Genomic DNA, 17126 nt, shown 5'->3' with positions numbered 1-17126 from the left:
AATTTTACAATCCGTAATTAAATCTGTTTAAATTTTAGAAGTGTGCTTTATTTTTTATTGTAATTTTACAATAATAGTTTAAATATGTAACTAATAATGTTATTTGTGTTTTATAATTACAACTAATACCGCAATTTTGCCCTATCAATAACAATTAAAAGATTGCATTATGTGTGGGATATTAGCCATTATAGGAAAAGGAAAAGACGAAGCTTTAGTAAAAGAGTTATCAAAACGTATGTCACACAGAGGTCCCGATGAGAGCGATTTGCTTAGTACAGATCAGGGGCACTTTCTAAGTCATGAACGTTTATCCATTGTTGATTTACATACCGGAAAACAGCCTATTCAGGGTTCAGGCACTGCCTATATGGTTCATAATGGCGAAATATATAACCACCAGAAATTACGCGATACCATTTTAAAAGACCATGTTTTCAGAACCACATCCGATTCAGAAGTAATAGTTCATTTATATGAAAAATACGGATATGATTTTTGCGATAAATTAGATGGAATATTTGCCTTTGTAGTAATCGATGGAGACGATTTTATAGCAGGACGTGATCCTTTAGGGGTAAAACCATTATATTATGGAATTGACGCAAGAGGAGCCATGTATTTTGCCTCAGAGATGAAAGCAATCGCAGATCAGTGTACCACATTTGCCGCTTTTCCTCCCGGACATTATTATACCGCAAAAACAGGTTTTATCCAATATTATAAACCCGAATGGACGGACGAAAGAAAAGCAGTTGAAGAACTGGATCTGGAGAAATTAAGAGAAGCTTTGACAGAAGCAACAAGAAAAAGACTGATGAGTGATGTTCCCGTTGGAGTTTTACTGTCAGGAGGTCTCGATTCCTCTTTAACATCTTCCATTGCTTCAAGGCTGTTAAAAGAAAAAGGAAAAACATTACATTCCTTCTCCATAGGACTGGATGAAGAAGCACCGGATGCAATAGCAGCCAGAAAAGTAGCCGATTTTTTAGGAACAGAACATCATGAAATTCATTTTTCAGTAGAACAGGGAATTGAAATCATAGAACAACTGATATGGCATTTAGAAACCTATGATGTAACCTCTGTCAGAGCCAGTACACCAATGTATTTTTTGTCAAAAGCAATTACAGATTTGGGAATAAAAGTAGTTCTGTCAGGAGAAGGAGCAGACGAAATCTTTGGAGGGTATCTGTATTTCAGAAATGCACCTTCCGTAGAAGAGTTTCAGAAAGAGACCATAGAAAGAGTTCAGAAGTTATATACAGCTGATTTACTTCGTGCAGATAAGTCGACAATGGCTCATGGATTAGAAGCAAGGGTTCCTTTTCTGGATAAAGCCTTTTTAGAACTGGCGATTAAAATAAAACCCGAAGAAAAACAGCCTAAAACCTATGACGGAATTGAGAAATACATTCTCAGAAAAGCATTTGATACACCCGAACAACCTTATTTGCCAGATGAAGTATTGTGGAGACAAAAAGAACAGTTTTCAGACGGAGTAGGGTATAGCTGGATCGACACGCTGATCGAATATTGTACAGATCAGGTAACAGACAAACAGCTGGCAGGAGCAGAAGAAGAGTTTCCTTATAACACTCCTGTAACAAAAGAGGCTTATTTCTACAGAATGTTATTTCATAAACATTTCCCACAGGTAAGCGCTGCGCAGACCGTAAGAAAATGGATTCCGAAATGGCAGGAAAATACAGATCCAAGTGGAAGAGCCAATGCTGCCCATGTGAATGCAGATATAAAGATTGCCGTATAGGTCTGATTGTTCGATTATTGGATGGATGGATTATTCGAAAGTAACGAAATTCAACAGTATAAGAAGTAAATTAATTTTGATAGTTAGACTATTAGAAAATACCCCTGTTCAAAAAATCCGGCAATCGAATAATCCGGGAAACCGAAATATTTGATTAATTTCTCCTGTGAGGTCTTTTTTGACCTCACAGGTATTTTAAGTAAACAATTTTAGCGTTAGATTATTTTGCTTTTTTACTTTCCGGTAATCTAATTATCGAACTATCCAAAAATCAAATAATCTGAAAATTACCTCTTTTAACCATTTATGAATAGATAATGTTGATAACTTGATATCTAAAAACATCATCCATACCAGATTATCCCTCTATTTTCTGTATATTTGTTCGTCAAACAAAAATTCCATTTAGGATAAAATTTATATGAGCGAAGAAGTCAATAAAAGTAATTATTCGGCAGATAGTATTCAGGCCTTAGAAGGAATGGAGCACGTTAGAATGCGTCCTTCTATGTATATTGGAGATGTAGGGGTCAGAGGGCTTCATCACTTAGTTTATGAGGTGGTAGATAACTCTATTGATGAGGCAATGGCAGGTCATTGTGATACGATCAAAGTTATAATTAATGAAAACAATTCCGTTTCAGTAGAAGATAATGGGCGTGGTATCCCGGTCGATATTCATAAGAAAGAAGGCGTTTCAGCATTAGAGGTTGTAATGACCAAGATTGGTGCCGGAGGTAAATTCGATAAAGATTCTTATAAAGTTTCCGGAGGATTACACGGAGTTGGGGTTTCTGTTGTTAATGCTCTTTCAGATCATTTAAGAGCAACCGTTCATAAAGAAGGAAAGATTTATGAGCAGGAATATGAAAAAGGAAAAGCTCTTTACCCTGTTAAGCCAATAGGTGAAACAGATAAAAAAGGGACTGTTGTTACTTTTCACCCGGATGCTACTGTTTTTACGCAGACTATTGAGTTCTCTTATGAGACCCTTGCAGGACGTATGCGTGAACTGTCTTTCCTGAATAAAGGTCTTACAATTGTATTAACAGACAAAAGAGAGACGGACAAAGAAGGTAATTTTATTTCAGAAACTTTTTATAGTGAAGAAGGATTAAAAGAATATATTCGATTCCTGGACGGTAATCGTGAGCCTATTATTTCTCACGTTATCAGTATGGAGAGCGAAAAAGGAGAAGTTCCTGTAGAAGTAGCCCTGATCTATAATACAAGTTATACCGAAAATATATTTTCTTATGTGAATAATATTAATACACATGAGGGAGGAACGCATCTGTCAGGTTTCAGAAGAGGTCTTACCAATACGCTAAAAAAATATGCTGATGCATCAGGTTTATTAGATAAACTGAAATTTGAAATTGCAGGAGATGATTTCCGTGAAGGTTTAACCGCTATTATTTCTGTAAAAGTTCAGGAGCCCCAGTTCGAAGGACAGACCAAAACAAAATTAGGAAATCGTGAAGTTGTAGCTCCCGTGAGTCAAGCGGTTTCTGAGATGTTAGAGAACTATCTTGAAGAAAATCCTAATGATGCAAAAGTAATTGTTCAGAAAGTAATTCTTGCTGCTCAGGCACGTCATGCTGCTAAAAAGGCACGTGAAATGGTACAGAGAAAAACTGTTATGGGCGGTGGCGGATTACCAGGGAAACTATCAGACTGTTCAGAACAGGATCCGGAAAAATGTGAGATCTTTCTTGTCGAGGGAGATTCTGCGGGTGGAACTGCAAAACAAGGACGTGACAGAAATTTTCAGGCTATTTTACCATTAAGAGGTAAGATTCTGAATGTAGAAAAAGCAATGCATCATAAAGTTTTTGAAAACGAAGAGATCAAAAATATATTTACAGCTTTAGGAGTTACCATTGGTACCGCCGAAGACAGTAAAGCGCTGAATTTAGAGAAATTGCGTTACCATAAGGTAGTAATTATGTGTGATGCCGATGTTGATGGTAGTCATATCTCTACTTTAATTCTGACGTTCTTCTTTAGGTTTATGAAAGAATTAATTGAAAACGGACACGTATATATTGCTGCACCACCTTTATATTTAGTTAAGAAAGGTACCAGAAAAGAATATGCATGGACAGATGAAGAGCGCGATACAGCTATAGATAAAATGGGTGGTGGAGCAGGAATTCAGCGTTATAAAGGTTTAGGAGAGATGAATGCAGAACAGTTATGGGACACTACCATGGATCCTAAGTTCAGAACCTTACGACGCATAGATATTGACAGTTTAGTAGAGGCAGACAGAGTATTCTCCATGTTAATGGGAGACGAAGTACCACCACGTAGAGAATTTATAGAGAAAAATGCAGTATATGCAAAAATAGACGCATAATCTAAATAAATACTAAAAACCAAATGAGAGAATATGAATTCTTTCCTTTGGTTTTTTCTTTTTATATGAATTAAGTTCAACCAAAAAACACAATAAAAAATGAAAGTAACCATTGTAGGCGCTGGAAACGTAGGCGCAACTTGCGCAGACGCTATAGCGTTTAGAAGAATTGCAAGTGAAATAGTTTTAATTGATATTAAAGAAAATTTTGCAGAAGGTAAAGCTCTGGATATTTCCCAGACAGCAACCACTTTAGGTTTTAATACAAAAGTAACAGGAAGTACCAGCGATTATACTAAAACAGCAAACAGTGATGTAGTAGTAATTACTTCAGGTATTCCCAGAAAACCGGGAATGACACGTGAAGAACTGATAGGTATCAATGCAGGAATTGTAAAAACAGTTGCAGAAAATATATTAGCACATTCACCAAAGGCTATTATTGTAGTAGTTTCTAATCCAATGGACACTATGGCTTATTTAGTTTTAAAAGCTACAGGATTGCCTAAAAACAGAGTGATCGGCATGGGTGGTATTCTGGATAGTTCAAGATTTAGATACTATTTAGCTACCGCTTTAGGAAAACCGGCTAACGATGTTCACGGAATGGTAATCGGAGGTCATGGAGATACTACAATGATCCCTCTGACAAGATTAGCTACTTATAATGGTATTCCTGTTTCAGAATTTCTTTCAAAAGAAGAATTAGAAAAAGTAGCAGAAGATACTATGGTTGGTGGTAAAACATTAACAGGGATGTTAGGTACTTCAGCATGGTACGCACCGGGAGCTTCTGTAGCGTATTTAGTAGACAGTATACTACATGACCAGAAAAAGATAATTCCATGTTCAACCCTGTTAGAAGGAGAATACGGACAAGAAGATATCTTTGTCGGAGTACCATGTATTATAGGTAAAAACGGAATAGAAGAAATTGTAAAAATCGATTTGAATGCAGCAGAAAAAGATTTATTTGTAAAAAGTGCAGATGCTGTACGCAATATGAATCAGGATTTAAAATCAGTTTTAGCATAAATAAAGATAAAAACTAAAAAAAAGACTGCATAAGAGCAGTCTTTTTTTTATAATAATCGAAAAATAAATTGGTTAATCTTATCGTAAATTATATATTTGCTCGTTTTAAAAATAGCAAAGCTTATGCTTTGTAGCTTAGAATTAGAATTTTAAATTGCAAATCGTAAATTTTGTTTCATTTTTAAAGGATAGTATACAAACAAAAATTAATTAACTTTAGTAATAATGCAGAATAAAGGACTCGTTAAATTTTTTGCAATTATATTTGCATTGGTAAGTATTTACCAGCTTTCATTCACATTTGTCACTCATAGAGTAGAAAAAAATGCTAAAGCATTTGCTGCAGGTGATGAACATAAAGAATTAGCTTATCTTGATTCTATTGGGAAAGAAACCGTTTATAATTTAGGCTTTACAAAATTCACTTTTGATGAAGTAAGAGATAAACAAATCAATAAAGGTCTTGACTTAGAAGGAGGTATAAACGTTATACTTCAGGTTTCAGTAAAAGACGTTTTAAAAGGTTTGTCAAATCATTCTAAAAATCCGGTTTTCAACAAAGCGTTAGATGAGGCGAGTAAAAACAGACAGGGAAATCAAAGTTATTTAGATGCTTTTTTCATTGCATTTGATAAAGAATCAAATGGAGCTGTAAAATTAGCTTCTCCGGAAATTTTTGCGAACAGAAATCTTAGTGATGAGATCAATTTTCAGATGTCAGACAAACAAGTTCAGACTGTTCTTAAAAGAAAAGTAGAAGAATCTACTGCAAGTGCTTTTGAAATCGTAAGAAAACGTATTGATAAATTTGGAGTAACCCAACCTAATATTCAGGCTTTAGGAGAAGCAGGAAGAATTCTGGTTGAATTACCGGGTGCAAAAGATGTAGATCGTATTAAGAAATTATTACAAAGTACAGCACAATTAGAATTTTGGGAAGTATATTCAGGTGAAGAAATAGGTCAGTTTTTAGTAGCGGCAAATGAGCAGCTTAAAAAGACAGAAAAAGCACCAATTGAGATCAAAGAAACAAAAACGTCAGATATTGATTCATTATTAACAGATGTATCAAAAGATTCAACTTCTGTTGAAAAAGGGAATAACCCTTTATTCGATAAAATTATCGCTGGCGGCGGTGGACCGATCATTGCTTTCTTTTCTCCAAAAGATACAGCAGTTATCAATGATTACTTAAAAAGAGATGATATTAAAAAACTGCTTCCGATTGATCAACGTTATGTAAAATTCGCATGGGGAAAATCAACTACTATTCAGGATGCTCAATCAAAAAGTATTGATGCAGTTGAATTATATGCTTTAAAAGGGAACAGAGACAATCAGGCTCCAATGAGCGGAGGTTTGGTAACCGAAGCAAAAGCTGATTTTGACCAATTTGGTAAGCCTTCTGTATCCATGAGAATGAGTCCGACAGGAGCTAAAAAATGGGAAGAGTTAACTACAAATGTAGCAGCCAAAAAAGGAGCTATTGCAATTGTTTTAGATAATATTGTATATTCTGCACCAAACGTTAATGAACCGATCTCAGGAGGAAGCTCCGTGATTACAGGTAAATTTACACTTACAGAAACAAAAGATTTAGAAAATATATTAAGAGCCGGTAAATTACCAGCTACCGTAGATATCGTACAGTCAGAAGTAGTAGGTCCCTCATTAGGACAAGAAGCCATTGATAACGGTATCACATCTGCTCTTATAGGATTAGTTATGGTATCTTTATGGATGGTACTTTACTATGGTAAAGCAGGTTGGTTTGCAAATATTGCATTAGCAATTAACTTACTTTTCCTTTTTGGTATTTTAGCAAGTTTAGGAGCCGTATTAACATTACCCGGTATTGCAGGTATCGTATTAACAATGGGTACCGCTGTCGATGCCAATATTATTATTTATGAAAGGGCAAAAGAAGAATTACGACTGGGTAAATCTTTAAAAGAAGCAATACAATTCTCTTTCAGCTGGAGAGGAGCAATGTCTTCTATTACTGATGCTAACGTAACACATATTTTAACCGGTTTAGTTTTATTGATATTCGGTACAGGTCCGATCAAAGGATTCGCTACAACATTATTAATAGGTATTGCTACCTCTTTGTTTACTTCAATCTTTATTACAAGAATGTTGTTAGACTGGAGTGCAAATAAAAATACTGTATTATCATTTGTTACCGGATTCTCTAAAAACTTATTTAACAACTTTAATTTTGATTTCTTAGGTAAAAAGAAATTAGCTTATATTTTCTCAGGAGTTGTTATTGTGATAAGTTGTATTTCTTTATACGTTAACGGATTAGATCAAGGAGTAGATTTCGTTGGAGGGAGAACTTTCCAAGTGAAATTTGAAAAATCGGTATCTGCAACAGAAGTTTCAGAACTTTTGTCAGACCCTAAAATATTTGGTAGTGCAGAAGCGAAAGTATTCGGAAATGACACTCAGTTAAAAATTACAACGAAATACAAAGTTGAAGAACACGGAATAGAAGCTGATAAAGAAGTGAATGAATTATTGTATCAGGCTTTGAAAAAGTACTATACAGGAGATTTGAGTTATGATAAATTTATCAATACTTTCGACGGTAAAAAAGTTGGAGTATTGCAGGCTTCTAAAATCGGACCTTCAGTTGCAGATGATATTAAAACCAATTCATACTGGGCAGTATTAGGTTCTTTAGGAATTGTATTTATCTATCTGATGATCAGTTTCAGAAAATGGCAGTACAGTTTAGGAGCAGTTGCTGCTACCGCACATGATGTTATTTTCGTATTAGGTATCTATTCTTTATTACATAAATATATGCCGTTTAACATGGAAGTAGATCAGCACTTTATTGCGGCTATTCTAACCGTTATCGGTTATTCTATGAATGATACCGTAATTGTGTTTGACAGAGTTAGAGAGTATCTTTCCGGTAAAACAAAAGGTACTTTTGAAGATATAGTAAACCGTTCTATTAATACTACGATTTCAAGAACAATAAATACTTCATTGACACTTTTACTTGTATTGGTAATTATGTTCATCTTTGGTGGAGAATCAATCAGAGGATTCATCTTTGCAATGTTAGTAGGTATTATAGTAGGAACTTATTCTTCACTATTTGTTGCAACTCCTATTCTTGTGGATACCATCCCGGATTCAGAACACAAACGAATTGAAGATATGCACAATAAAGGATAATAATAATTAAGTCAGTTATATATTAATAAAAAAGGGGTGTCTAATTTTAGACACCCCTTTTTTACCAAATAACAAAACTCATGTCAATTTCGATTTAGTCTATACGAGTTCAAAAGGAATGCTGGATAGTTCACGGTATAAATGTTGTCACTTTCTAAAGTTAGTGCGTGATTTAATAACTATTAGGTATTTCGTTACTATATTTCATTTCTTTAAACCAAAAAAACAATAATTTATAACTGATAATTATTTAAAGAAAATGTATTTTTTAAGCATACTTGTTTGCTTTAAGGTGTGTTTTAGTATAATATTCTTGTGTAATCTGCTTTTTTTATAGAAAAATGTTTATAACACTATAGGAGTTTGCTTCAAAAGGCTTAAGTTTGTTTTTTTAAGAAAATTTTTACTTAAAGTCGATTACCGTATGAAAAGAATACTACTATTGGTTAGCTGTTTTTTATTTTCAGCCTTGAGTTTTGCTCAAAAGAAATTGTCATTCAATTATGATGCTGCCGGAAACCAGATCCAACGAGAGCTGATTTGTATTAATTGTAGAATGCTATCCGATTTTGAAGAATTAGAAGAAATCGAAGATCCAGTTGCAGGTGCAGATGCGCTTCCTGATTTCACAGAAAAAGAATCCGCTGTAGTTACCTATTATCCCAATCCCACTAGAGAAGAACTCCATATGAACTGGGAGAATACCCCCGATGCCGTTATCCATACTATAGACGTATTTACCACAAGAGGGCAGATCATCCGTTCCTTTACCAATCTGTCTAAGAAAACAACACTCACTATCCCATTTAACACCGTACCCATAGGTACCTATCACGTACAATTACACTATCAAGATGGCAAAAAGAAAGTAATTCATATTATTAAGAAGTAACCTGGTTTTCAGTATTCAGTTCACAGTATTCAGTTCACAGTCTCAGTTTTCAGTTCACAGTTCACAGTATACAGTTCACAGTCTCAGTGCTCACTAACAACCAGCAACCAACAACCAACAACCAACAACCAGCAACCAGCAACCAGCAACCAACAACCAACCGCACATGCAACAACATTACTATCTATTTCTTTTTCTAATTTCGTTTATAAGTCAGGCACAGGATATTAATATAGGAGGAATTCCTGTAGAAGGAGTCACCCCAATTTCGCGAACCGATTTCGTTCAGCATACTTCAGATACAGTTCCACAACAAGAAGCAATTCCACAAGAAGCAGTAAAAAGGAGCGATTCCGGTTATCCCGGCGGTTCCTCCGAATTTGGCGTAACCGAAGGGCAGTTATCCGTATCCCTAACCGGAGCAGCCGTTTATGATATTCCCATTGCCGTTGCTCCCGGAATCAATGGCGTAGCACCGTCCGTCAGTTTATCCTATAGTAGTCAAGGAGGAAACGGACTGGCAGGTTATGGTTGGAATATAAGCGGAGTATCCGTTATTACCCGAATTTCCCCTACCACTTTTCATGATAACACAATAGCCCCCGTAAACTATTCCCCATCCGATCGTTTTGCCTTTGACGGACAGCGCTTACTTTTAAAAAGCGGTGTTTACGGTCAGGACGGAGCCGAATATCAGACCGAGAATTTCTCCAATATAAAAATCACGTCCCATGGTGTTTCCCCTTTCGGAGCCAATTATGGTCCCGCTTACTTTACCGTATACTATCCCGACGGTTCCTTCGCTCAGTATGGAAACACCACTTATTCCTATACCCCCACAGACTACGCGATCAGTTTCTGGCAGAATCCACAAGGCGTCCGAATCGATTATACCTATGTTTATACCGATAATGTAATCAGTATTTCCAGTATTCAATACGGAGGTACAGATACAAGCAAGCCCATTAATGAAATTCGGTTTATTTATAAACCCAGAACCAATACCCAGCATGCCTACGTAGGCGGAGTTCCGTATTTCAGAAATACCATTTTAAGCGAGATCAAAGTAATAGGCGATGGTATCGGTTATAGAAATTATAGTCTCACCCATAATACTACCTCAGTAGGATACGAAAGGCTGATTCGTTTTCTGGAAAGTAGCGGTAACGGTAGTGAACGTTATAGCCCCCTTACTTTTGAATATGACGATACTTCCACCTCCGATTTTATAAATGATACCACTTCCACTATAGATCTTACCAATACCAATTCTTTGAATTCAGCAATGATCTCCGGAGATTTTGCAGGCAAAGGAAAAATGGATTTTATACTCTATCCTACTACAGGAGATGCCGCTAAAACCAAATACTGGCTGTATACCGATATTCAGAATGGAAGTTCCAATATTGGCTGGACCCATAATATAGGGGAATTTAAAGAAATCTTTCCCGTTTCCTGGCTGAATCACGCTGCCAAATTAATGCCCTATCAAGGTTGGACCGTAGTGAAAGAGACTGGTAATACAGCAGATTTTAGTACCTATTGCACAGGAACCGTCAACCCCATTTATTTTCAGGATAAAAAAGAATACACCTTTATCAATGAAAATGGTCTAGAGCGAAGATATATCAGTGGTGACTTTAATGGAGACGGGCTTACCGATATAATAGCCATTACCAATAAAGGAGGTTCCGGAGTATGTTATTTCGTTAATCTGGACCGACGTTTAACCACCAATTATGTAAGCTATATTGGCAATATTGCCGTTTCAAAAGACAGTAAGATTATGGTTGCCGATGTTAATGGTGACGGGAAATCCGATTTTTTAGTATTTGAAAAAGGAAGAGTAGATGTATTTACTTTAAATAGCGGGAACTCTTTAGAATATATATGTTATATCGTTGATCCCGCAATTACTCTGGACAAACCCATTTTATTAGGCGATTTTAATGGAGACGGAAAAACAGACTTTGTTGTACCACAACAAGCAGGTCAGGACAGCTGGAATTTTTATTTTTCAGCAGGAACCTCATTCGTTAAAAAGAATGGAACAATAGGAGTTCGTTATGATGCGAGTATTTCAGGATATTATGCCGTAAAAAAACCAGATGGTTCCGTTTATTACCCCTATTGTTTAAAAGAAGCCTCTTATATTCCCGGAGATTTTAACGGAGACGGTACAACAGACATTTTATTTCAGCAAGTACTTACCATCAAAGGGCAGAGAAATAACATGCACGAAGATGGAAACCCGGTGTTTACAGCAATGCGATTATTTGAAAATAAAACAGCAAATCCCAATACCATTTCTTTTTTCGAAAAAGCAACAAAAACCCCTTTACAAGTTGCTAATATTCGCAAACATCCCATTCCCGTATTTATAACCAATGATAAGATCAATCATAATTTAGAATATGCATTAGTTAGTAAAGACCGTATTTTACATTTTAAAAATGAAAAAGATACCCGAGAAGATGTTTTACTTCGAAAAGTCGTCAATAATGGCAATCAGGTAACCCAAAGCATTACCTATCATCCGTTGGTAAATGATCCCTATGAACCCTATTATGTGCCTTCCACCTATACAGAAAGCTATCCTAATATAGATATCGAAATGGCACCCGGTTTAAAAGTGGTACTACAACTGAAACAAAAGAGTGGTTTATTGACCCAACAGCAAGATTTTAACTATTACGGAGCCGTTTCCAATGTTCAGGGACTGGGTTTTTTAGGATTTCGAGCTTTACAGAGAACCAACCGGTATGATCCGTCCGGTGGTTCAAAAATATATACGGTCAGTAAACAAAATCCCGCTTTAAGAGGTGCCGTTACAGAGAATTTTACAACAACAGAAAAAAACTGGTCTTTTTGGAACACCCCTGCTTCCTTTATCTCAAAATCCATATTGAGTTATCAGGCAGAATTACTTCCTAATAAGGTATATAAAATAAAAAATACTGTTGCAGAACAGTGGGACGGGATCAATAACACCCGTTCCCTGACCACCACAGAATACGACATTTACAACCATCCCGTTAAAGCCACCATCGTAGTAAAACAAGGCACTGCCGTACAGCAAACCGCCGTAACCGAAATCACCTATAGCAATCAGCCTGCAGGTACTTCCTATAGTATCGGCAGACCCATAACCAAGAAACAAAGCGTTACCGCCTATGGAGATACCCGAACCGGAGAAGAACAGTATAGTTATACCGCTTCCGGCTTAGTAACCCAGATCAAAAAGAAAGGGCATCAAACCGATTTTATTACCGAGAACAATGAATTTGATGTTTTTGGGAATATTACCAAAAAAACGATTAGTGCCACCGGTATAACCCCAAGAATTAGTCAGTATCAATACGATTTGAGCGGACGTTTTTTAGTAAAGAGTAAAGATATCGAAGGACTCGAAACCCAATTCGAATATCAGCCCGCTACCGGTCTGTTGACCAAAGAAACCAATCCCTATGGACTGACCACACAGTATTTCTATGATAGTTGGGGCAAAATGGTTCGCCGTACCGATTATTTAGGAAAAAGCGCTTATACAACTTATACTAAAACCAACGGACAGTTTACCATTACCGAAAAAGCAGATGACGGAAGCGAAAGCACTACCGTTTCCGACGCATTAGGAAGAACGATTCAGACCGGTGTAAAAAATGCAGAAGGTAAATGGGCCTATAAAAGTTACCAATATAATATTGACGACAAAGTCATTAAAGAAAGCGAACCCTATTTTGGCTCCGCCGGTTCTCTCTGGACTACAACCCAATATGATATTTACGGTAGACCAACAGAATCCGTTGCCGCCACAGGAAGAGTGACTAAAATAACCTATGCCCCGTTACAAGTAACCGTTGATGATGGTGTAAAAACCAACACCACCGTAAAAGACGCCATAGGCAATATTGTTTCCGTTACCGATCCCGGAGGAACCATCGATTATACCTATTATGCCAATGGAACAGCCCGAACCACCACATACGATCAGACCGTTATCACACAAGAACAAGACGGCTGGGGCAGAAAGACCAAGCTAACCGATCCTTCCGCAGGTACCTATACCTATCAGTATAATGCACTCGGTGAAATGCTAAAAGAAACCACCCCAAAAGGCACCACCTCTTTTATACTCGATGCAACAGGCAAAGTAACGAGCAAAACCATAAAAGAAGATTATATGGTGATGACCTATACCTATGATCCTACTACTAAATTGCTAACGAAATTACATTTTGTAGGTAGCGGAGAAACGTCTACCTATACCTATAGTTATGATGCATATCAGCGTTTAGTTCAAACCATAGAACAAACCCCTTTTGCCCGTTTCCAGAAAAACAATACCTACGATGCCTTTGGCAGAGTAGAAAAAGAATACAGCGGCGCCACCAATTTAAGAAATGCCAAAACCGTTTCAAAATGGGTTAAAAACACCTATAAAAATGGTTACCACTGGCAGATACTCGATAATGATACCAATCAGGTGCTTTGGCAAACCGATATGACCAATGCCCGGGGACAACTCGAAAAAGCTACCTTAGGCAATGGCGTTGCGATCACCAATACCTATGATGCCTATGGTTTTGTAACCAGAATGCAACACGACCGAACCGGAGCAACACCGGGAACTGTTATGCAGTTGACCAACTCGTTTAATCCGTTAAAAGGAACCCTGAACAGTAGAACCAACAGTTTATTCAATAAAAAAGAAACCTTTCAGTACGATCATCTGAATCGCTTAACCCATTTTACCAATGCACAAGGCATTCAGGAACAACAAACCTACGACCAAAAAGGAAGAATAACTGAAAATAGTATCGGAACCTATGAATATGCCAATACCGCAAAAGCCTATCAGAATACCGGAGTCAACCTTACCCCCGAAGCATTAGCCTATTATGCGAATAGAGAAGGGATTTATAACGATAGTATGGAGGAGCGAATCGACTGGATGGGACCGGCTATTGACGCAAAAAATATAGTCTATGATACTACAAGAGCCCATACCGGAAAATATGCTTTAAAACTGACTACTACACCCGCTTCAGTGATACAGGTTAATTATGTACTTTCAGATAAGCTAACCGCAATTGATAATTCTGTAGCCACCCAATATACGTTTTCCGGCTGGGTGTATAGTGACAGTCCTACCGCTCAGCTTACGTTATTTATGTATAAAGAAGGAGAAACCGGTTATTTCACCCAGGTTTCATCCGTTAATACAACAGTAAAAAATCAATGGGTCTATCTGACCCAGACCATTAGTATACCCGCTTCTATCAAAAAGATCCGACTTCGCCCCGACCTTATAGGAACCGGCAATGTCTGGTTTGATGATTTACAAATCCGAAAAACAGCCAACTCCCAAACCGATTTAAGACAGCTGAATATTACCTATAATACCTTTAAAAGTCCCGTACATATCGAAGAAACCGGAGTCGATAAGATCAGTTTTAAACACAATGCTTTCGGACAGCGCAGTAGTAGTTTCTACGGCGGACTCGAAGCCGATCCCGGACACCGAAGTCAGCGCAAACATTATTCCTATGACGGCAGTGTAGAAATAAAAGAAAATATCGTTACCGGAAATACAGAAATTGTTATCTTTATAGGTGGAGACGGGTATAGTGCCCCCGTTATTTTAAAAAGTGACGGAGCTAAGAGTGATTATTACTATCTGCATCGGGATGTTCAGGGCAGTATTCTGGCAATTACCGATCAGGTAGGAGCAGTTGTAGAGAAGCGTCATTTTGATGCCTGGGGAGTCGTAACAAAAGTACAGGATGGAGCCGGCAGAACATTAGCCGGATTCAGTATACTGGATCGAGGGTATACCGGACACGAACATTTGCAAAGTGTAGGACTGATACATATGAACGGTCGTTTATACGATCCTAAAGTACATCGTTTCCTGCAACCCGATAATTTTATACAGGATCCTTCCGATACGCAGAATTTTAATCGGTATTCTTATGTATTGAATAATCCGCTGATGTATATTGATCCAAGCGGGGAAAGTTGGTGGAAAAATAACTGGAAAACGGTAGTTACCATTACAGCGGTTGTTGTAACCGGAGTTGTAATTGCAGCTTCGTTGGGTACCGCTACTCCATTTGTTGCTGCGGCATGGGTAGGAGCCGGAGGAGGATTTGTAGGAGGAGCATTAGGTACGGCACTCAATGGAGGTAGTTTAGGAGAGTCCTTAGTATCAGGACTTACCGGAGCAGTTACGGGAGCTGTTTTTGGAGTAGCCGGAGCTTATGCCAGTGCGGCTGTAGGAGCAGTAGGCATTATTCCGGGGATGTTGTCCGGAAGTACTATTAATGCTACTTTAGGAGGGTTTTCGAATATAATTTCTGGTAGAGATTGGAATGAAGGTTTAGGTTTAAATATAGCCCTTGGAGGTATAGGAGGAGGGATTTCGGGTTTGGCAGCAGCTAAAGCCAGTGGTTCGGGTCTTTGGTTTGGTACGCCTAATAAGCCTACTGTTTCAGTTGTTGCAGGAAATGTTAATGGAGCTATTGAAAAAGGTAAATTAGAGTATCAAAAAGCTACAACAAGCCAGGCTGAATCTACGGGTATGGCGAGTACAGCAACTAGTGATTTATCACCTACACAGTATATAACAAAATCTAAAACACAAATGACAAATTTAGTTAATGATATTAAAACAAATGGTATTCTAGAACCTATTTCAATTGTCAAAGAAAATGGACTAAATAATATTGTTGATGGACATCATCGATATTTTGCGGCTAAAGCTTTAAATATTAAAAGTGTCCCTACAATTGAAGTTAAGCTTCCTTTTAGAGGATATCAGAATAATTATAATCTAATTTTAGAAGGTAAACAACCTGGTTGGTGGAAATATTACAAACCTAATAACTAATTTACTATGTCATTAAATCAAATAGGGTTTTTCGTGTTGCCGAAAGATTATTTAGGTAAATTAACAAAAAATAATAGTTTTGAATTAGATGAGGATGGTTATTTTAATGATGAATTGATTTGGAGTAAATATAAGATACACTATTCTATGTTTAATCTAATAAATGAAATACTACCCTTAAGTATCTCATGGTCAAAAAACATTATATTGTTTGGAGAGGAGAATTCTAATCGATTAGAGGTGTTGTTTGATAAAAATGAAGTCATATTATCGGTTAGTTTTAGGATTGATTTTACATCTAATTATGAAATTATTTTAATAAAGCTTTTAGATTTTTTTAAGTCAAATGATTTAATAGTTATTGATGAAAAATTAAATTTAGTAGAGTTGAAATATAAGTTGTTTGAAGAGATTATCATAAGTTTTCAAAGACCCTGATGGCTGTCTTGTCCTGAAATCACATGACAATGTAAAACATTGTTGAATATCCAATACAACTTTGAAAAGCCTCAATTTTAATTTTTTATATTTTGAGGCATTAAATAATCTGTTTTCAAAGACTTTATTCTCAACGATATAAAATAGGAGTTGTATAGAAATAGGTTTACACAAAAGAGAAACAAAAAGGAAATATTTACTTCCTGCTGTCACGAGCATCTTGCTCGTGCCCTATGTATAATTCTAGAAAATAGTTTTATGTGGTCACGAGCAAGATGCTCGCGCCAGCGGGGGAATTCACAAAAGGAATTACTCGAAATGAGCCTGCAACAATAAATGGAACTAAATTTACAGGTCATGCCCTTGATCAAATGCAAAATAGAGGTATAATCTCTCCTACTTCTGTTTTAGATGTCATTCAAAATCCAGCAGGAGTAGTACCAGGAAATACATCAGGTACATCTGTTTATTATAGAGATAATTTGAAAATTATTACAAATAAATCAGGTGACGTCATAAGCGTTATTTGGCAATAAATTAG

Annotated in this window: 8 protein-coding genes; all 8 read left to right on the top strand. The window is 36.8% G+C overall.

Going from position 1 to position 17126, the window contains the following annotated elements; genetic code table 11:
• Positions 1-169 precede the first annotated feature (169 nt).
• A complete protein-coding gene (gene asnB, locus AC4FQX_RS01655; RefSeq protein WP_491165923.1) occupies positions 170-1771 on the top strand; it encodes an asparagine synthase B in 1602 nt (533 codons plus the stop codon).
• 421 nt (positions 1772-2192) lie between these two features.
• The gene (gyrB, locus tag AC4FQX_RS01650) at positions 2193-4133 is read left to right on the top strand and encodes a DNA topoisomerase (ATP-hydrolyzing) subunit B (protein ID WP_491165922.1); all 1941 of its coding nucleotides are present in this window, start codon (positions 2193-2195) and stop codon (positions 4131-4133) included.
• Positions 4134-4232: 99 nt separating this feature from the next.
• Positions 4233-5168 carry a malate dehydrogenase gene (gene mdh, locus AC4FQX_RS01645; RefSeq protein WP_491165921.1) on the top strand — a complete coding sequence of 312 codons (936 nt, stop codon included), beginning with the start codon at positions 4233-4235 and terminating at the stop codon, positions 5166-5168.
• A 225-nt stretch (positions 5169-5393) separates the two neighbouring features.
• A complete protein-coding gene (gene secDF, locus AC4FQX_RS01640; protein WP_491165920.1) occupies positions 5394-8363 on the top strand; it encodes a protein translocase subunit SecDF in 2970 nt (989 codons plus the stop codon).
• A gap of 424 nt (positions 8364-8787) precedes the next feature.
• Complete coding sequence (locus tag AC4FQX_RS01635; RefSeq protein WP_491165919.1) at positions 8788-9255, top strand: T9SS type A sorting domain-containing protein; 468 nt, start codon at positions 8788-8790, stop codon at positions 9253-9255.
• A gap of 166 nt (positions 9256-9421) precedes the next feature.
• Positions 9422-16147 (top strand): RHS repeat-associated core domain-containing protein, encoded by a 6726-nt coding sequence (locus tag AC4FQX_RS01630; protein ID WP_491165918.1) that lies wholly within the window; start codon positions 9422-9424, stop codon positions 16145-16147.
• A 6-nt stretch (positions 16148-16153) separates the two neighbouring features.
• Positions 16154-16585 (top strand): hypothetical protein, encoded by a 432-nt coding sequence (locus AC4FQX_RS01625; protein WP_491165917.1) that lies wholly within the window; start codon positions 16154-16156, stop codon positions 16583-16585.
• A 275-nt stretch (positions 16586-16860) separates the two neighbouring features.
• A complete protein-coding gene (locus AC4FQX_RS01620) occupies positions 16861-17121 on the top strand; it encodes a DUF4258 domain-containing protein (RefSeq protein WP_491165916.1) in 261 nt (86 codons plus the stop codon).
• Positions 17122-17126: the final 5 nt, after the last annotated feature.

The sequence above is a fragment of the Flavobacterium sp. AK-301 genome, from assembly GCF_058310215.1.
Note: the sequence above shows the minus strand (reverse complement) of the source record. Positions and strands in the feature narration are given on the sequence as shown.